This window comes from Cellvibrio sp. UBA7661, assembly GCA_002483365.1.
Lineage (GTDB): Bacteria > Pseudomonadota > Gammaproteobacteria > Pseudomonadales > Cellvibrionaceae > Cellvibrio.
Window position 1 is genome coordinate 313,675 of record DLHT01000006.1, and the last position, 18,781, is coordinate 332,455.

An 18,781-nucleotide genomic window follows, 5' to 3' on the forward strand; every position below is an offset into this window, starting at 1 on the left:
ATCAGTGCTTTACTCAATAGGCTCAACCACTACACACAGATGGAGGACATCCACTTGAAACATTCTTTCGGTTTTAAAACAGCGCTTTTGCTCGCCTCATTCAGCATCGCAAGCTGTTCAAAGCAACAACCAGCAGCCACTACAACTGAAGCTCAAACTCCAGCGGAGACTCAAGCAGTTGCAGCAAGTCAGGTGCAGACAAGCGGTATCGAAAAATACCAAGCCTATACCCAAAAATTCACCGACAACACCACCATCACCCAAAACCACGCCACCGGCCATGTGGGTAACCTTTTCTTTACGCATTGGAAAGACGGCGGCACAACCTCATTAACCATGAGCCCCGATGGTGCCTTTAGCGTGAGCTGGCAAGGCGGCGGCTACAATTATGTCGGCGGCCCGGGCTGGCACTATGGCGATACCAACAGAGTGATTGGTTATCGCTTCAATGAAGACAGCGGTGCTAGCTACATCACCTTATACGGCTGGGGATACGACAAAAACATGTCCGCCTCAGATCCGGCTCACTTGGTTGAGTATTACATCCTGCAGCGCTGGACTTACGACCCCAGCAAAGACGGCGTATTCGGAAAAACGTTTGTCAGTGGCGGCGTGGAATATTCCACCTACCGTTCAATTCGGGAGCAAAAACCTTCCATCAATGGCCCGACCACTTTCTATCAATACTGGAGCAAACCCAAAGAGCAATTACCACTCGGGCAAGATCATAAAATTATCTTCGCCGACCACGTAAAAGCCTGGGCCGATAGCGGTTGGCTTCTTCCTGACATGAATAACTTCAACGCCAGCGATGATCCTACCTACCAAGTGATGGCCGTTGAAGTTTTCAACCCACCACAAGACGGCACCGCTTCTGGCAAAGTATGGGATGAATCTGCAAAATAAATGAATGAATAAAAAACGCCGTGCGATTATCTCCCACGGCGTTTTTTACATTCCAACGTAAGGAAGCACCATGAACGATGACAGCGATTTGCTTTCAATCAGATTAATGCTGGGTGACGGGATGAAATTCCAATTTTAAGCCTAATGCCCCAGCCACTTTCATGACAGTTTCAAATTGTGGTTTTGCACCGGGAGTAAGCGCCTTATATAAGCTCGCACGGGCTAAACCAGAGTCTTTGGCTAATTGAGTCATGCTGCGAGCATTGGCAACGTCTTTAAGCGCCACAAGTAAAAGTTCAGTATCGCCACTTTCAATTGCAGCATTTAAATAAGCCGCAATAGTTTCTTCATCTTTTAAATAGTCGGCTGCATCAAACGGGGTAAATGTAGGCTTCATGAATTATTCCTTCATGGCTTTAGCCATGGCAATCGCATTATCAATATCACGCTGCTGGCCTTTTTTAGTGCCGCCTAGCAACAGAAAGTAAACAACATTATCTGTGCGCCTGTAATAAATCCTGTAGCCAGGACCAACATGAATACGCATTTCATAAACACCGCCACCTACGGGTGCATGATCACCAAAATTACCAATTTGGGCGCTACGTATTCGAGCCATCACTTGCGCTTTGGCAATTAAGTCCTTTAAGCCGATAAGCCACTTATCAAATTCCTGCGATTTAAGTACGGTATTCATCTACCTTGGGATATCCATAAAAATACTAACCTTCCATAGTGTATCCAAGTGTAGACACTCTAGTTATTGCCTGCAACTCAATTCTGAGGGTCAAACAAGCACTTTTGTCATAAACGCGCTGTAAGGATCTTCCTGGTAGTCGCCGAATGGGTCGCAGTATTCAAAGCCGAAGCGCTCATAAAGTTTGCGTGCAGGGAGGAAAAATTCTTGTGGGCCGGTTTCCAAACTCAGGCGATGGTATTTGCGCTCGGCGGCGACACTTAAAATATGTTCCATCAGTTTTACCGCCACACCTTTGCCGCGATAGGCATTGGCGGTGCGCATGGATTTAATTTCGGCGTGAGTCGCATCTAATTCTTTTATTGCACCGCAACCGGCTAACTGGTTGCCGTCCCACACTGACCAGAAGGTGATTTCCGGTTGGTGCAACTTTTCCAAGTCCAATGCGTGCACACTTTCGGGGGGCGATACGGCGTACATATCGTTCAGGTGTTCGGTGAGTATTTGTGCTACTTCGGGGCCGCGCAGGTCATCGATTTTAATCAGCATGGTTAATTCCTTTAGTGCATTTTTTTGTGAATTTTTTGCTTTGTTTTTTCAGTCAGTATCAATTCGCTGTGCATTAACTGCCAGCTGATACTGCTCTTGCGACCACACATTTCTGTTACACATACTTTTTAATTTAAAACCGGACAATGCTTTTAGTACAAGTTGCACTGATTCATCGGCGTGGGTTACAACGCTAGCGTTAGCTTGATGAATAAGCTCGCGGCCAAAATCGGTAAGGTAAATTTTATCGCCATCCAGATGGATAATGCTTGTATATAAAAATTTGTTAAACGCCGTTGCGAATTCTCCTAACGAGGGAATTTCACGGTTTATTGCGGCGCAACTGGCGACTAACTCTGTGCATTCAATATCAGCACCTTTGTCGGCATAGGAAATGCCAAGCAAAATGTGTGAATCCATCAAGGTAAATTTATGCACTGTTATTTCCGCTCAATTAGTTTTAGGGATTACCGGGTTAAATTATTCATCCACTTGCGGCTAATAACGCGCTTGATCACCGGAATAAATTTCAAGCCGTCTTCCAGAAACATAAGCGCATAAATGTATACAAACGAAATTTTGGTGAGAAAAACGACTGCGATATAAATCGGCAAGCCAAACACCCACATGACGACGGTATCGGTAATCAGCGTAAAACGGTTATCGCCACCCGCGCGCAATACACCGATGATGCGCATCATGTTGATAATTTTTACCCACACCAACAAGCAAAACACACCGAGGGTGTTAAATAACAACTCGGTAGATGTTGCATCCAACTGGTCAAAAATATTCAGCATTAACGGGCGCGCAAACCAGAGCGCACTGCAAAAAACAATCAGCAATATAAATGTAATGCGATCAAAAAACCGGTGCAGATACCACGCAGTATCGTTATTGCCCGCACCCAGTTCACGGCCAATCAATACCGCCGATGCATTGGCAAGCCCAACAAACAATGCAAAAAATGCGCTCTCGATGGGAACAATCACACCCATCACCGCAAGCGCTTCAGTGCCCGCATAACCCGTCACTAAATGGTAGGTGGAATTACCCACTGCCCATATCGCGTAATTAGCCACCAGCGGTAATGAAAATGCGAGGTAGCGATGAACCTGGGCTTTATCCAAGCCCATGCGCATTTGCGCAATGCTTAACGCAAAGCCGTGTTTTTTTGCGTAGATCCAACCCGCGACAATTGCCAACTGCAACACACGCGAACCCAAAGTTGCCCAGGCGGCACCGGCAACACCCAACGCAGGAAAGCCCCAGTTGCCGCCGATCAATGCGTAGTTGCCAATAATATTCAGCACCGCGGCAAATACACCGGCAATCAAAGGCATAGTGGTACTACCCAATGCGCGCAGCGATGCTTCGTAAATCACAATCCATTGGGTAAGCAACAATGCGGGGGCAGTGATGATGAGATATTGCGCTGCAAGCGATACAACTTGCGGATCAGGATTGATCCACCCTACCCATGTGCTCGCGCCAAAACCAAACGCGAGCACAAAGGGAACCATTACCAGCGTACCCACTAATAAAGTCACCGCCAAGGTTCTCTGGCAACTGACAAAATTTTTTGCGCCGGTGTATTGCGCAATCAGAATACTGCAACCGGTCGCGAGACCGCTCATTAATACCAATAGCAAAAAATGGATTTTTGCAGCCAGACCGACGGCGGCAATGGCATCGGCACCCAAGTGGCCAACCATAATCACATCGGCCATGCCCAATAGCGATTGCAATAGCATCTGCGCTGCAACCGGCAAAGAAAGCAAAATGACCCCGCGCCAGAATGCGCGTTTATCATGGATTGAAATTAATTCAGGCGAGGCGACCACAGAAAACTCCGGCGGGAAATTGGTAGCCATTATAGAGCTGATTTAGCAATTGCGATTGTTAAAAAGTGGTAAAGGCTAAAACAGCCAGCGCGCTGCATTTTCTAACGACCTGCATTTTCTAACGATCGGATGGGTTCACTTTAGGTTATTGCCGAAAGCGGTGCGTGGTTCTAACAACAGTGCAAAAGTGACAGAGGGGTTTCGCGCTTACTCGAACGACTTAACAATTATTAAATGGCATTTTGATAAAGACCGCTAAAATAAAGGACATAAGAAAAATGCCGCCGCGAAAGGCGGCTTTGAGCAGGTCAAACCATAATATACATTTTCTCTGGAACTCTCTTATGCAGAATACTACCGCGCCCCCACTGCCGCCGCTTGCTCACAAACCCCACCGCATTGAATTGGTTGATGCGATACGCGGGTTTGCACTGATGGGCATTTGCCTGGTGCATTTTATGGAATATTTTGAGCTTTACTGGATCAATCAAGATCCGACAACCTTGCACAACATTGTGTTCTTTTTGTTTGCCGGTAAGGCCTATGCAATTTTTGCCCTGATGTTTGGTTTGAGTTTTTTCATCATCATGGATAATCAGGCGCAAAAAGGAGTGAAGTTTAGTTACCGTTTTGCGTGGCGATTAGTGGTTTTGTTGATAATTGGTTATATACATACCCTGCTATACCTTGGCGATATTTTATCGGTGCTCGGTATTATTGGATTGAGTTTGCTGTTTGTGCAAAAACTCAACAACCGCTGGTTGGTTGCCGCTGCGGCGCTCTGTTTATTGCAACTGCCTTTTTATTATCAATTTTATGCTGCGCTGAATAATTTCCCCGGCGCAAACGATGCCCCCTCACACTGGGCCGTTTTCCCTGAAGTCTACGGCGCACTCACCAAAGCCAATTTCAGTGAGCTGGTCGCCATCAATAGCTGGGATGGCCTTACCGCCAAATGGTTATTTTTTGTGGAATCCGGGCGCGGCATCCAATTGGTAGGATTATTTATTGTGGGGTTAGTCTTAGGGCGTATCGGCTTTTTCACCCAGATTGAACGCTTTGCCAAAGCGCGCATGATTGCCGTGTGGGTTGCAGTAATTGCAACGGCGGTATTGTATTTTGCCAACGAACATTTCAAACAACTGCCCGCCACTCTCTTTCAGGAAAAAGGCATGGCAAAAATGTACATAGAACAAATTATTGGCTCTTACCTCAGCACCGCAATAATGGCCGCTATTCTCTTGCTGTTTATGCAGTGCTACCTGTGGCGGCCGACCGGTAAAGTGCTAAACCTGCTCGCACCTTGTGGCCGTATCAGCCTGAGCATTTATTTGATTCAAACAGTGGTTGGTATTCCTTTATTTTATCCAGCGGGATACGGCGGCTACCTCACCTTGGGGCAAACCAATAGTTTGCTGATCGGAATTGTTTTTTATGGGTTATTGATTGTGATTGCGCACTGGTGGATAAAACGTTTTTATTACGGCCCGGTTGAATGGTTATGGCGCAGTGCAACTTACATGACCACTAATGTCCCTTTCAAAAAACCAGCGCGCGATCATGCATCGCCATCAGATTAATTTTTGATGCTGGAGATACCTCCATCAAGTGCAATAATTTGCCCGGTGATAAACGCCGCACTGGGCGATAACAAAAACGCTGCCATTGCGGCAACATCCTCTGCTTTGCCAATCGCTTGCAGGGGATGACGCTTGGCAGCGGCATCCATTTTTTCGCTGGTATTTATTAACTTTTCGGCGAGCGATGTCTGCGTCAATGACGGTGCCAATGCATTGACCCGAATCGCCGGAGCCCATTCTGCCGCAAGGCTTTTTACCAAACCTTCAACTGCCGCTTTGCTACTGGCGATGCTCGCATGAAACGGCATACCGACCGATGCAGCAACACTGCTGAACAACACCACACTTGCCTGCGGGACCACACTCGCCTGCGGGGATTTTTTTAACAACGGCAATACTGCTTGCAGGCTGCGCACAGCGCCCAGCACATTTTGCGCAAAGTCTGCTGCAAAATCCTCTGCGGATAAACGTGCAAACGGTTTGAGATTAATACTGCCGGGGCAATAGGCGACTCCATCCAAAGTGTCTGGCAAGCCGGTCAGATCGGGCACAGATTCCGCCGGGTTATTGATAAACACCTGCGCGCCGTTCACATCGGCGGCATGGCGCGCCCAAATAAAAACCTCATGTCCCTGCGCCAACAATTGTCGGGCAAGCGCATTACCAATTCCCCGTGTACCACCCACAATTAAATAACGACTCATTAGCCTGCTCCGCATCAATACATAGGATTAACGCTAATTATTTTTAGCGCAGTAGCATTAATACGTAAGAGGGAAGATTACCGATGTATGCGGCCATAGGCTGCAAGAGACAGCACAAGCTTATTGACTGATCACACGGAACCGACGCTCCAGCCGATAGCCTTGCTTGTCAATCACCAGCAAGGTGTGGATGCCCGGCTCCAATGCAACTTCGCGTTCATGAAAGACTTTTGTTGCACCGAGGAATTCATCATCCAAATGCCAATAGAGTTGAGCCGCAGGATCGCGATGGATGGCTTTTAAAATAATCCGACTGCGCTTTCCGTCTAAATCCATCGGAATATAAATGCGGCTTTCTTCATTGGGATAAATAAATTCAATGGGCTGGTCTTCATCGGTCTGCAACAGGTTGTTCACACAGTCATTGCGCCAGGGCGGCAGCGATGTGTATTCGCTGTGATGCTGACGCCAATAAAATTCCTGCACCGGCGGCAATACAAACCAATCGCGCGCTTTCATATTGCTTACAGTTTCGCAGTGGCCGTGCACGCGAAATTGTTCATGGCCATCCAAATGAATGCGGCGATGAAATGGCGTGACCTGATCAAAATGGCTAGTGCGGGGAATTTCGCTATCCACCGCTGCACACTGGCCACCGGCGAGATAACCATCGTCGTTACACACCGAAATAGTTTTTAAAGCATGTGCAGGTTTGGCAAACCAATTAATGGTGGGGAGCGCATCAAACACATCAAATAACAGGGGTGCAGCGCTGCTTTGGCCGCTGATAAAAGTCGCCGCCTCACCACCGGCATTCCCCACCCATACGCCTAAGGTGTAACGGCCATTACTGCCAATCGCCCATGCATCGCGCAGGCCATAACTGGTGCCGGTTTTCCAGGCGATAGTTTGGCTGCCGGAAAAATCGCGCCAATAATTGTCATTGCCTGGACGAGCTACATCAATTAGCGCTTGTAACGTCAACCACGCAGCGCCTTGTGTGAGCACCGGTTTTATTGACGCTGGTTTTACTGATATTGTTTTTTGGTTAAGCAACAACAAAGGTGCGTGTTGTTTTATATCGCCGTCACGCGCACTGGCAGCAAGGCGAGCATAAATACCCGTGAGCTCCCATAAGGTTCCTTCTGCCCCGCCTAAAATTAATGTCAGGCCATAATCATCAGCGGGGCGGAACAACGTACTCATTCCCATTGCCTGTAATTTTTGCTGGAATTTTCCAATACCGTAATCGCGCAACATGCGCACAGCAGGCACGTTTAATGAATGCGCCAATGCAAATTGTGCGGGCACGGCACCGCGAAAACTCCGGTCATAATTTTTAGGGCTGTAACCACCAAATTGGGTGGGAATATCCGGCACCAAACGGGTCGGCGTTAATTGACCTTCTTGCAGCATCAAGCCATATAGCAACGGCTTTAAAATGCTGCCTGTTGAACGGGGACACTGCGCAATATCCACACGCGGGGCATAACGCTCTTGTTGCTGCCAGGATTCATTACCAATGTACGCCAGTGTTTCCATGCGCTCATGATCGATCAACACCAAAGCAATATTATTGACACCTTCATTTGCAAGGCGGGCGATGTGACGCGATGTTATTTGTTGCGCAGTGCGTTGGATAAATGGATCAATACTGGAGTGCAATATCCATTCGTCCGGATATTGCTTTTTAAGTGTGGCCAATAAATGTGGTGCAAGTTGCGGTAACTGCTGCGGACGTTCCGGCAAGGGCTCCAATAAAGCCAACTGCAAATCCAGATCAGAAAAATACTGTTTTGCATGCATTCGTTTTAATAAACGATCGCGCTTTTGTTGCAATAGATCGCGCTGGCGACCGGGGTGAATCAGCGCGGGGCTGTTGGGCAACACTGCCAATAACGCCGACTCTGCCCAGGATAAATTTTCCGGTGCCCTACCAAAATAGCGCCAGGCTGCCGCGCGCAAACCCACAATATTTCCACCAAAAGGTGCATGGCTGGCATAGTGGGTAAGCAACTCATCTTTGTTAAAACGCCACTCTAATTGCAATGCAATAAAAGCCTCAAATAACTTACTGGCAACATTCCTTGCCGGCATTTTTTTATTCTGCTGTTGAGCATCCCCCTGACGTAGCAGGCGCGCCAACTGCATCGTCAAAGTACTACCACCACTGGTTACTTTACCTGCAGAAAAATTCCCCGCTGCGGCGCGCATAATGGATAAAGGATTAATGCCCGGGTGAGAATAAAAATATTGGTCTTCAAATAGCAGCAAGGATTTTTTATATTTTTCGGGCAGGTATTGCGCGGGCGCAAATCGCCACTGCTGGTCTTGCGCAATACTGGCACCTAATAAACTGCCGTCGCGTGCGAGCAACATGCGCGCATATGCTGTGTGTGTGAGACTGGAGGGAAGCGGGAGCCATTGCAAACAGGCACAGATAAACAGCAGAAAAATAACAGCGCTGCTGATGAACGGGTGGCGATTACCTCTCGCTAATATCCATCGCCACACATCCATACTAACAACCGACAGAAAAAATTATTTGCAGAAGGGAAAATTATTTGTGTACAGCAAGTTGCAAGCTTTGCTGGTAATACTCGGCACTTTTTTTGTGATCGCCCAATTTAGTCATCAAGCGCGCCAGTTCAGCAGTGGTTTCCAAATCCTGCTTTTGGTTCAGGCTGCGCTGGAAATACTCGCGCGCCAATTCCCATTGTTGGTTGCGTTCCATCAAGCGCCCCATGGTCAACAGCAATACAGCGTCTTGGGGTTTGTTTTTTAACCATGATTCAACCGTGCGAATTTGGGCGTGAATTTCTTTTACTTGTAAACGGCCGTAGAGCGCAACCAACGGATCGTACCATTGGTTGCCAAGCGCTTTACGTACAATCACTTCGGCTTCCTGATCCTGATAATTTTCAGCCAAGGCCTGTGCATATGCGGTAACCACTTTTGGGGAGCGCTGCACACTGCGTGGGAACGACTTCCACAATTTTTGCAAGGCAGGCAAACGTTCAGCAATCAATAACGATTTTGATTCACTCGCCAGTGCTGCCATTTTTTCGCTGGCAAGCAACACTTCCAGCGCTTCAAACTCTACATTGGAAAGCACTTTGACTTTGCGCATAACCGGGAACAATTCTTCCAATGCACGCCAATTTTTTTGCGCAATGTAAATATGATGCATTAAATCCAGCACCGCAGCCTGACGCGGCATTTTAATATCGATCGGTTTTAGAATCGCGATCGCTTCTTCATAGCGGCCGGACTGGACATGCAAACGGGCACGGGTCAATGCTACAGGCAGTTCGCTGTGCGCAAGTGTGAGTGCTTTATCCAGAATATTGTCGGCTTCTGCTTCATCACCCATTTCAAAACTACTGCGCGCAGCAGCAATATAGTTCGCAAGTGGATACTCGACTTTATCCAGAGTGCGCACCAATTTTTTGCGCGCCTCCAGCCAATCGCCGGTGAGATAATCGACCATACCGGTAGCAGCGCGTTTTTGGGCGCGCTCAACACTGCCAAATAGAAACATTTCGCGGAAACGGCGCGCCATTTCAACGCCGCCAAGCATGACTTTGCGGATAAACCACACAGTGGTATAGATCAATACGACAACCAGAGCTGCAACCCACAAGGTCATCTCGATAGTTTTAGTGCCGTAGGCGATCAACAGATAACCATCACCGCGCCATAACAAAAACACCAAACCAAGCGCGATAAGAACAAAGAAAATCGCTTTAAGTAGACGACGTCTCATTAGCGTACCCCGCGACGAGCAGCAGCCATTTTTTCACGCTTGGCAATATATTCAGCTAACGCAGTTGCAGAATTGCTAAAGTTAGTCAGTTCCGGAGCAACCTCTTCTTGCTGCAACGCCTGCAATTCTTCCAATACGGCCGATGCTTTTTCATTAAGGTTGTAATACTGGTTAATCCAGTTTTGCGCTTTGACCAAACTTTCTTGATAGATGCCTTCTTCATTGCGCAGTAAAGCAACCTGTGCCTGCTCAAGCATTAAGCGTAAATTTTGTTGCAAGTATTTTTGTTCCGCAGGCGGCAGTACGGCATTGATAGTTTTGCCATGATCGCGCACACGCACATAGGAACCTAACTTATGCAACAAGCTATAAAAACCGCGTGTAATTTTTTGTTTGACCGTTTCATTTTCCGGAATGACTTCTTCTTCCAGAATATCGCTTTGCGTACCCAAAGGCTCAATAAAGGGAATCGCTTCAATTTGGTTGGAAAGTGCAGACAAACGCAAATAGATACCTTCACGGTCAATCACGCCCGCCAATTTCAATACCGCTATTTCCTCTGCCAGTAACTTGCGCACCCCAACCAAATCGGCTTGGTCTATATCGCGCAACACATCGTCTGCTGATAATGCTAATGCCAACGCATTCTGGCTGTCTTTTTCCAGCAAAATACGCTGGTCAGCCAAACGTAATAAATATTGTGCTTCCTGTAGTTTCCATTCATCGCGATTGACACTGGAGAGCGACATCAAACGGGCATTGTTGCTATCAAGTTGTTCAGCAAGATCGTTCAGATTTGCTTGCACTATTTCTTGTTGCTCAACCAATTCTTTTTCAAGATTGCTTTCCAATACTTGTTGCCGCGTTTCAGCTGCTTGCACTTGCTGCTCAAGTTGACTGCGCAGACTGTCAATAACATTTTTTTGGAGCATGGCTTGATTGCTGAGAAAATAAGCGCCGTAACACACAGCGGCAAATAACAACACAATAAAAAACCACAACAATGCAAAGCTGCCGGAATGGCTTTTATCGGTAACTCTGGCCACTTTGCCCGCTGAATTATTATTGATGGAGGTGTTATCGGCGGATGATTGAGTTGTCGTATCTGAATCAGTCACTGTGTTAGTCCTGTAATGAAATGCACTCTTGTGTGCGACAATAATGTAACAACGCCGCCGTCATGGCACTGTCCGTAGCATTTTCGGCGCAAATAATCCGCTTGAATCCCGCAGCTTGTGCAGCAGCCCGGATTCGCTGGCTCGGCACCAGCAAGGTTCGCTCATACAGCCATGCCTGTGTTTGCTGTTGTTCTTGCGCAGGCAGTTGCGCTATTGCATCCAACATATTTTGCAAACTTTCACCACTGTGCAAACTCACAATAATGTCTTTATCCGCACATTCTGTTGATGACATCAGTTGCGCCAATTGCTCTGTTGCACTTGCGGGTAATTGGCGTTCATACAATTCGCAATAATCAACCCAGGCGCCGCGCTTGCGCAATTCTTCTGCGAGATGCCCACGCCCACCGCAACCGCGAAAAATCAGGATTTTTTCGCCATCGACTTGCTGCAAGTTTTCTGCTGTTAATAAATCCTCGCTGGTCATTCCACCACGGTTACTGACCGCAAGATCTTGTACCGCAACGCCATAATCAGCCAATTTTTTGGCTGTAGTTGCACCCACAGCAAAATACTCGATACCAATTGGCAGCTGCGGCCAGTAATTTTCCAGCCACTCCATACCAAAATCCACGGCATTCTGGCTAACAAAAATCACTTTTTGATAAAGGTCAAAATCCAGAATTTTATTTTTCACCGCACGGATTTTTTCGTCGCTGGCTACTGCCGATATTTCCAATAAATTCCAGTAAGTGCAGGTGAATCCCAGTGTCGTCAACTGCGCAGCCCAAGGTGTTGCCTGTGCAGCAGGCCGCGTAATCACCACACAAAAATCTTGCAACTTGGTCGTCATGAATTATTCCGCGCTTGCGTAAACCTCCGCGAGGATTTTATCGGCACCGGCTGCCAGTAAACGCTCAGCCAATTCGATTCCCATTTTTTCAGCATCCGCCACCGCACCGGAAATTTCATCGAACAGCATTTGACTTCCATCGGGCGCACCTACTAATCCGCGCAACCACAAGGAATCCCCACGATGAATAGCATAGCAGGCGATGGGCACCTGGCAGCCGCCCTGCAAATGACGATTCATCGCGCGCTCTGCCAACACCTGCTCAGCAGTGACTTGATGATGTAAGGGTTTGATCAAGGCGAGCGTCGCGGCATCATCGGTGCGACATTCAATGCCGACCGCACCCTGCCCACCGGCGGGCAGACTTTTTTCAGGCGCTATGTAAGCGCGGATACGCTCTTTCAACTCCAGACGGATCAAACCTGCAGCAGCGAGAATAATGGCATCGTATTCACCGTCATCGAGTTTTTGCAGGCGCGTTTGTACGTTACCGCGCAAAAACCGGATCTGCAAATCAGGGCGATGGGCGAGCAATTGGCACTGGCGGCGCAGGCTTGATGTTCCCACCACAGCACCTTGTGGCAATTCATCGAAGGAATGAAAACAGTTGGAAACAAATGCGTCGCGTGCATCTTCGCGCGGACAAATCACTGCCAAACCCAACCCCGCCGGAAAATCCATAGGAACATCTTTCATTGAATGCACAGCAATATCCGCTTCACCTGCTAACAACGCTTGCTCCAACTCTTTGACGAAGAGACCTTTGCCGCCAATTTTGGCGAGAGGGACATCGAGGATTTTATCGCCGCGACTGGTTAATGGAACCAATTCAACCGTCAAACCGGGATGCTGCTTTTCCAGTTCGGCTTTGACATATTCTGCCTGCCATAAGGCAAGCAAACTTTTACGGGTGGCAATGCGCACAAGCGAAGGAGTTGACATGGATTTAATACTGGTAAGTTAACAATGTGCAAATGATACCATCAGCCTCCCCGAAAAAGGCACAAAGGGGAAATTCGACGCTAATCAAGAAAGGGAAATGCAAAGTAGGAGGCTCATCCATGAGCCTGCGAATAGGGATCAAACCGCAGTTTTGGCAGGCTTGAGCAGACTGACAACAACCATCACTACTGCAGCAACGATGAACCCAGCAAAATGAGGTGGAAGTGCTGCATCAGGCATGATGAATTCCAGCGGAATCCACACTAACAGCCCGGCGATAATCGAGCTTGCCGCACCGATATTGCTCGCTTTTTTCCAGTAAATTCCGGCAAATAAGGGCACGAGTGCGACCACCAACGTCACCTTGTAAGCATTGGCGACCATTGTGTGGATCGAGGTTTCTTCTTGCAACGAATAAAGCGCATAAAGTGCAACCAACACCGAGAACAGCGCAACCACGATACGCATCATGGTGAGGAATTGTTTATCGCTCATGGTTTTTCCATTAGGCAATAATTCTTTAATCACGTTTTCCGATAGCGTAACGGAAGGAGCCAGCAAAGTGCCGCTCGCTGTACTCATAATGACCGACAACAGCGCACCGAAGAAAATGATCTGGGCATATACAGGCATATGTTCCAACACGAAGGTTGGCAATACCAATTGGGAATCCTGCTCGCTCACCCGGGCAGCCAATTCCGGATCAACCATAAATGCGGAATACGCCAAATAAAGCGGAATAACGGCGAAAAATAAATACGCTACACCGCCAAAGAAAGTCCCCCAAACAGCGATGTTTTCGCTTTTGGCAGAGTTAACACGCTGGAATACATCCTGTTGCGGAATCGAACCAAAGCCCATAGTGAGAAAACCGGCAATGAAGGTGAGCACTGCAGCCCATTCCAAACTCGGCCAGAGTTCAAATTTACCCGCTTCATAAGCGTGCTTCACCACAGGAGCCACACCACCGGTTTGGTCCGATACCAAAAACGCAATCCACAACAACCCGACGACGATTACCGTCATCTGCACCACAGTAGTCATTGCAACGGACCACATACCACCCACGAGGGTGTAGGTCATTACAATCGCAGCGCCAAGAATGATGCCCAATTCCATACTGATAACACTGTCGGTCAGCACATGGAATACCAACCCCAATGCTGTGATCTGTGCAGACACCCAACCAAGATACGAAAGTGCAATCGCGATGGACACAACAATCTCAACCGGTTTGCTGTATTTCTCGCGATAAAAATCGCCCAGCGTGAGCAGATTTTTGCGATAGAGCGGGCGCGCGAATACCAGCGCAAATAACATCAAACAGAACGAAGCACCGAAAGGATCAGAAATAAGCCCGCCCAGATTTTCTTCCACGAACGTACCGGGAATGCCCAGAACCGTTTCTGCTCCGAACCAGGTTGCAAACACCATGGCGATAACCACACCCATCGGCAACTGCCTGCCCGCAGTGATGTAGTCTTTCGCGTTATGGACTTTGGTCGCGGCGTAGACCCCGATCCCGATTGAAATGAGCAAATAGAGCACAACAAAACTAACTAACATTCGTTGGTTCCTTTAATCTTGGCTGAGTTATTGGAATGGAACAGATGTGCACACTCACCGCAGACGCACCGGAAATTAAATAGCGACATGCTGGAAAACTGAGTCTGGACTCGCCCGACAAGCTGAAAATGACCGCGCAGGCACCCCCAAAAGTGCGCCTGAATTTTTCAGCGCTAATATAATGGAAATACCTGAAAATTAAACCAAAATTACCACTTGCAAGGCGTCTTTTGCCACTTTCCCATGCAATTAACTTGCCCATAAAAAAGCCCCGCTATCAAGCGGGGCTTTTGGTATGACTTTATCGACTTGTCAGGCGTACTGCACCTGATTCAGATGGGGCGACCACCATAGTCGGGTGTAGGTTTTTTAGGCGGATCAGCAGTGACATTTGCAGGCACTTCATTGATCTTACCGCCTCTCGCCAGGAACGCAGCAATCTGGGCTTCCAGTTCGTCGCGCGCCTTTTGGCGGGATGCGATACTGAAATCTTCCAGCGCCTCTGATTCGACTACTTTACTGGCAGGACCGGAGAAGCTTGCATCATCACTATCCAGTGTCTCCTCGGCCTCATCAGTATCCTCTTCCCCGTCTACTGAGTCTTCTAATTCTTCATCGTTAATGGGGTCTTCAACAGTCATAATGTCACCTGAAAACTTGTACAATGTGGATCTTGGTTTTTATCCCGACTTGTTCATTACTGATAGCAGCAATGGCTTCGGCTAATATATAGCGCAGACTCTTTTAAACGTCATGACTATTGGCCATAAATTTTTAGGCTTTTTTTATCTTACTCACTGCCATCGCGGCGGATTTTAGTTATTAACCATGAGCAAGTCTAGCGCTTGCTAGATGCGTGCAAAAAAGTGACAACAAAATCAGTTTCACGGAAACTTTGCACACTAATTGTCCACACATCCTTTTTAGGTTTCTTTTGTCCCGCTTATGAACTTTAAACGCCTTGTAAAACATTTTCCCGAACTGTCATCTTTTGATCCGCCGGAGCAACAAGCGTTGCTTGCAAAAGCCTATCAGGATGCTTTTTCTGCAGAACATAAAATGCGCATCTGGCGCAGCAACCTCACTAGCGCATTGATTATGGCCGCTTTATGTTTTTTCTTTGTGATCGTGTTGCGCCCTGCGCTCGGCATGTCGCAAGAGACCAGCGCAATACTGTTGATGATTTTTGCATTCCCTGTTTATTTTTTTATTCAACACCGGCTTTTTATTAATCGCTTGCGCGTAAGTTTGAATAAATTCTTACCGTAAAATAAATCATCACTTTTAGAAAAAAATTCGAATAACCATAAAAAAACGCCACAAAAATGTGGCGTTTTTTTATTTTCTGCGCGTTTTCAGCAACAAAAAATGCAATCAATTAAACTGCATCTGACCCTGTTTCACCGGTGCGAATGCGGATAATTTCATCCAGTGGCGCGATAAAAATTTTACCATCGCCAATTTTTCCGGTTTGAGCTGCTTTGGTAATCGCTTCTACTGCCTGCTCCACCATTGAATCATCAACAGCCAATTCGATTTTTACTTTCGGCAGAAAATCTACAACGTATTCAGCACCACGATAAAGTTCAGTGTGGCCCTTTTGACGACCAAAACCTTTTACTTCAGTGACAGTCATGCCTTGGACACCAACGTCTGACAATGCGGTGCGCACGTCATCAAGTTTGAATGGTTTTACAACAGCGGTAATCAGTTTCATTATTAATTCCTTTGCTGGAGTCTTGTGAATGCTGTGCCAGAAACTCATGCCCTCGCATGGGATTGGCGTGAGCCCGAAAGCTTGCAGTAAAGATACACCCAAGCTTCACACATCAACAACAACTTTATAGAGTGGGTAAGGTATTTACGCTGCCCTGATCATGACTGAACAAGACAGCGTGTATTGTCATTACTTGGAGCGAGTAAATTCTGGATAAGCTTCCATACCGCATTCAGCAATATCAACACCTTCGAACTCTTCTTCTTCAGAGACGCGGATACCGATAATCAACTTGATAATGTACCAAACCACCAAGCTCGCGCCGAATACCCAAGCGAAGATAATCGCTGCACCAGCTAACTGACCAAGGAAAGTAGTGCCTTCTGCAGTAAATGGAACTACCAGCAAACCAAACAAACCAGCAGTACCGTGAACAGAAATTGCACCTACAGGATCATCGATACGCAGTTTGTCCAAGCCAAGAATTGAAAAGACAACCAGAACACCGGCAACAAAACCGATAATGACTGAACCCAAGGCGCTTGGCGTATCGGGGCTTGCAGTGATAGCGACTAGACCAGCCAACGCACCGTTGAGAACCATGGTCAAGTCAGCTTTGCCGAACAACAGGCGCGCAACAATCAATGAACCTAACAAACCACCTGCAGCTGCAGCGTTGGTATTGAGGAATACTACGGCAACAGAGTTAGCATTAGCGATGTCGCCCAGCTTCAGCACTGAACCACCATTGAAGCCAAACCAGCCGAACCACAAAATCAACATACCCAGGGTTGCCATTGGCAGGTTAGCGCCGGTGATTGCATTGATTTCACCGTTCGGACCATATTTACCTTTACGTGCACCCAGCAACAGCACACCAGCCAGAGCTGCAGAAGCACCTGCCATGTGCACAATGCCTGAGCCCGCAAAATCCTTGAAGCCGAACTGGTCATCGATGTTCAGGCCAAACAGACCTTCTGCACCCCATGTCCATGACCCCTCAATTGGGTAGATCACACCGGTCATCACCACAGCAAAAAGCAAGAATGCCCAAAGTTTCATACGTTCCGCCACGGCACCGGAAACGATAGACATACAAGTGGCGACAAACACTACCTGGAAGAAGAAGTCAGATGCGCCTGAATAGATTGACCCGCCAGTGAAACCATCTTCACGCTCAGCGAAGCTCTTCAGGGTTTCATCAACATTGACATCAGCGATGCCGGTGAGGAAGAAATTACCACCGTACATAATTGCGTAACCACACACCAGATACATGGTACAGGCTGTCGCATAGAGCACTACGTTTTTGGTCAGGATTTCAGTCGTATTCTTGGCGCGAACCAAGCCGGATTCGAGCATGGCAAAACCTGCTGCCATCCACATTACCAAGGCACCACATACCAAGAAGTAAAAGGTGTCCATCGCATATTGAAGATGATAAATATTCTCTTCCATTGGTTGTTCCCCGTCTGTTTATTAAAGTGAATTACAACGCTTGGTCGCCGGTTTCGCCGGTGCGGATACGCACCACCTGCTCCAAATCGGATACAAAGATCTTGCCGTCACCAATCTTGCTGCTGTTCGCAGCCTTACTGATGGCCTCCACTACTGAATCAGCCTCAGTATCCGAGACGGCAATCTCCACTTTGGTTTTCGGCAAAAAATCCACCACGTACTCTGCCCCACGGTAGAGTTCGGAATGGCCTTTCTGACGACCAAAACCCTTTACTTCGGTGACGGTCATGCCGTGCACACCGATATCGGAGAGTGCTTCACGCACCACATCCAATTTGAATGGCTTGATGATCGCTGTTACCAATTTCATTGATCACACTCCTGAAAAAATTCCCGCCCCGAAGGTGCGGGAAACACCGGAAAAACTCTCTGGAGCAGACGGATGCAATACCGCCAACTCCATTAATGATTCATCCGGAATTTTGCACAGAGCAGGCCAATTTCATAAAACCAATAAAAATCATGTATTTAGGCTCAATCAAACAGACAAAAACTCAAAATATCCAAGTTCGAATACAAGCAGTGCACCATTTTTGATCAGCACAACAAACTACAAGCACCAATTGTGTACATCGTCATCAAACTCCACATTTAATGACTTGCCTGACAGCCGACAGGTATAAGAACGGCCATTTGCACATGGGGATTAATGCGGCAGGACAAGCGAAGCGGTAAACTGCTTGTTCACAGTAAAAACAAGGGGCATTTCATGATTAAAGACACAGCACAGCGGTTATTGGATGAATTGCAGAACCAGTTCTCCCAAACCGATCAATTGCTACCCAAGCGGGAACTGCACCTGATGCTGCAGTCTGCATTGGCACGCCTGGATCTGGTCTCACGCGAAGAGTTTGATGCCCAGACGGAAGTCCTCCAGCGCACCCGCCAAAAACTGGAGGCACTGGAACGGGCCCTGGCCGAACTGGAAAGCAAAGCATGATCTGATACGTATTTTCCGCAACCGGATTCCTTTATAGTCATCCACCCTATCGCCTGTCGCACACAGGCCTGCCAGCAGGAT

The 18,781-nt window shown here is 47.6% G+C and carries 20 protein-coding genes; 4 read left to right on the forward strand and 16 right to left on the reverse strand.

Features of this window, described 5'->3' with window-relative positions; translation table 11 throughout:
* The first annotated feature begins 54 nt into the window (after nt 1-54).
* On the forward strand, nt 55-906 hold the full coding sequence (locus B2739_RS05445; protein ID WP_331344852.1) for a glycoside hydrolase family 11 protein: 852 nt from the start codon (nt 55-57) through the stop codon (nt 904-906).
* Nucleotides 907-1,009: 103 nt separating this feature from the next.
* Here the strand turns inward: B2739_RS05445 and B2739_RS05450 are convergent, their stop codons facing one another.
* The 5 genes from B2739_RS05450 to B2739_RS05470 all read right to left on the reverse strand — a co-directional run bounded on the left by B2739_RS05450 (nt 1,010) and on the right by B2739_RS05470 (nt 4,026).
* A complete protein-coding gene (locus B2739_RS05450; RefSeq protein ID WP_331344853.1) occupies nt 1,010-1,303 on the reverse strand; it encodes an addiction module antidote protein in 294 nt (97 codons plus the stop codon).
* Nucleotides 1,304-1,306: 3 nt separating this feature from the next.
* Nucleotides 1,307-1,603 (reverse strand): type II toxin-antitoxin system RelE/ParE family toxin, encoded by a 297-nt coding sequence (locus B2739_RS05455; RefSeq protein ID WP_331344854.1) that lies wholly within the window; start codon nt 1,601-1,603, stop codon nt 1,307-1,309.
* Between the two features lie 90 nt (nt 1,604-1,693).
* Nucleotides 1,694-2,152: a GNAT family N-acetyltransferase gene (locus B2739_RS05460; protein ID WP_331344855.1), complete on the reverse strand. Its 459-nt coding sequence runs from the start codon at nt 2,150-2,152 to the stop codon at nt 1,694-1,696.
* 48 nt (nt 2,153-2,200) lie between these two features.
* Complete coding sequence (locus tag B2739_RS05465) at nt 2,201-2,590, reverse strand: hypothetical protein (protein WP_331344856.1); 390 nt, start codon at nt 2,588-2,590, stop codon at nt 2,201-2,203.
* Nucleotides 2,591-2,619: 29 nt separating this feature from the next.
* A complete protein-coding gene (locus B2739_RS05470) occupies nt 2,620-4,026 on the reverse strand; it encodes an MATE family efflux transporter (RefSeq protein ID WP_331344857.1) in 1,407 nt (468 codons plus the stop codon).
* A 314-nt stretch (nt 4,027-4,340) separates the two neighbouring features.
* Here B2739_RS05470 and B2739_RS05475 point away from each other — a divergent pair, with 314 nt between their 5' ends.
* The gene (locus tag B2739_RS05475; RefSeq protein WP_331344858.1) at nt 4,341-5,576 is read left to right on the forward strand and encodes a DUF418 domain-containing protein; all 1,236 of its coding nucleotides are present in this window, start codon (nt 4,341-4,343) and stop codon (nt 5,574-5,576) included.
* Here B2739_RS05475 and B2739_RS05480 read toward each other — a convergent pair.
* The 8 genes from B2739_RS05480 to B2739_RS05515 form a co-directional block, all read right to left on the reverse strand.
* Nucleotides 5,573-6,280: an SDR family NAD(P)-dependent oxidoreductase gene (locus tag B2739_RS05480; protein WP_331344859.1), complete on the reverse strand. Its 708-nt coding sequence runs from the start codon at nt 6,278-6,280 to the stop codon at nt 5,573-5,575. The genes B2739_RS05475 and B2739_RS05480 overlap by 4 nt on opposite strands.
* 120 nt (nt 6,281-6,400) lie before the next feature.
* The gene (gene pbpC, locus B2739_RS05485) at nt 6,401-8,800 is read right to left on the reverse strand and encodes a penicillin-binding protein 1C (RefSeq protein ID WP_331344860.1); all 2,400 of its coding nucleotides are present in this window, start codon (nt 8,798-8,800) and stop codon (nt 6,401-6,403) included.
* 40 nt (nt 8,801-8,840) lie between these two features.
* Complete coding sequence (locus tag B2739_RS05490) at nt 8,841-10,046, reverse strand: heme biosynthesis protein HemY (protein WP_331344861.1); 1,206 nt, start codon at nt 10,044-10,046, stop codon at nt 8,841-8,843.
* Nucleotides 10,046-11,164 (reverse strand): uroporphyrinogen-III C-methyltransferase, encoded by a 1,119-nt coding sequence (locus B2739_RS05495; protein ID WP_331344862.1) that lies wholly within the window; start codon nt 11,162-11,164, stop codon nt 10,046-10,048. The genes B2739_RS05490 and B2739_RS05495 overlap by 1 nt, the downstream gene beginning before the upstream one ends.
* A 4-nt stretch (nt 11,165-11,168) precedes the next feature.
* Nucleotides 11,169-12,017 (reverse strand): uroporphyrinogen-III synthase, encoded by an 849-nt coding sequence (locus B2739_RS05500; RefSeq protein WP_331344863.1) that lies wholly within the window; start codon nt 12,015-12,017, stop codon nt 11,169-11,171.
* A gap of 3 nt (nt 12,018-12,020) precedes the next feature.
* Nucleotides 12,021-12,959, reverse strand: a complete 939-nt coding sequence (gene hemC, locus B2739_RS05505; protein ID WP_331344864.1) for a hydroxymethylbilane synthase — start codon at nt 12,957-12,959, stop codon at nt 12,021-12,023.
* Between the two features lie 138 nt (nt 12,960-13,097).
* Complete coding sequence (locus B2739_RS05510) at nt 13,098-14,525, reverse strand: sodium:solute symporter family protein (protein ID WP_331344865.1); 1,428 nt, start codon at nt 14,523-14,525, stop codon at nt 13,098-13,100.
* Nucleotides 14,526-14,857: 332 nt separating this feature from the next.
* Complete coding sequence (locus B2739_RS05515; protein ID WP_331344866.1) at nt 14,858-15,166, reverse strand: hypothetical protein; 309 nt, start codon at nt 15,164-15,166, stop codon at nt 14,858-14,860.
* A 304-nt stretch (nt 15,167-15,470) separates the two neighbouring features.
* Between B2739_RS05515 and B2739_RS05520 the strand changes: the two genes are divergently transcribed.
* The gene (locus B2739_RS05520; RefSeq protein ID WP_331344867.1) at nt 15,471-15,794 is read left to right on the forward strand and encodes a hypothetical protein; all 324 of its coding nucleotides are present in this window, start codon (nt 15,471-15,473) and stop codon (nt 15,792-15,794) included.
* Between the two features lie 109 nt (nt 15,795-15,903).
* On the opposite strand, the gene B2739_RS05525 is transcribed toward B2739_RS05520, so the two are convergent.
* The 3 genes from B2739_RS05525 to B2739_RS05535 all read right to left on the reverse strand — a co-directional run bounded on the left by B2739_RS05525 (nt 15,904) and on the right by B2739_RS05535 (nt 18,070).
* Nucleotides 15,904-16,242 carry a P-II family nitrogen regulator gene (locus tag B2739_RS05525; RefSeq protein WP_007639554.1) on the reverse strand — a complete coding sequence of 113 codons (339 nt, stop codon included), beginning with the start codon at nt 16,240-16,242 and terminating at the stop codon, nt 15,904-15,906.
* 189 nt (nt 16,243-16,431) lie between these two features.
* A complete protein-coding gene (locus B2739_RS05530) occupies nt 16,432-17,700 on the reverse strand; it encodes an ammonium transporter (RefSeq protein ID WP_331344868.1) in 1,269 nt (422 codons plus the stop codon).
* Between the two features lie 31 nt (nt 17,701-17,731).
* Complete coding sequence (locus B2739_RS05535; protein ID WP_331344869.1) at nt 17,732-18,070, reverse strand: P-II family nitrogen regulator; 339 nt, start codon at nt 18,068-18,070, stop codon at nt 17,732-17,734.
* A 399-nt stretch (nt 18,071-18,469) separates the two neighbouring features.
* On the opposite strand from B2739_RS05535, the gene B2739_RS05540 reads away from it, so the two are divergent.
* Nucleotides 18,470-18,700 carry an accessory factor UbiK family protein gene (locus B2739_RS05540; protein WP_331344870.1) on the forward strand — a complete coding sequence of 77 codons (231 nt, stop codon included), beginning with the start codon at nt 18,470-18,472 and terminating at the stop codon, nt 18,698-18,700.
* Nucleotides 18,701-18,781: the final 81 nt, after the last annotated feature.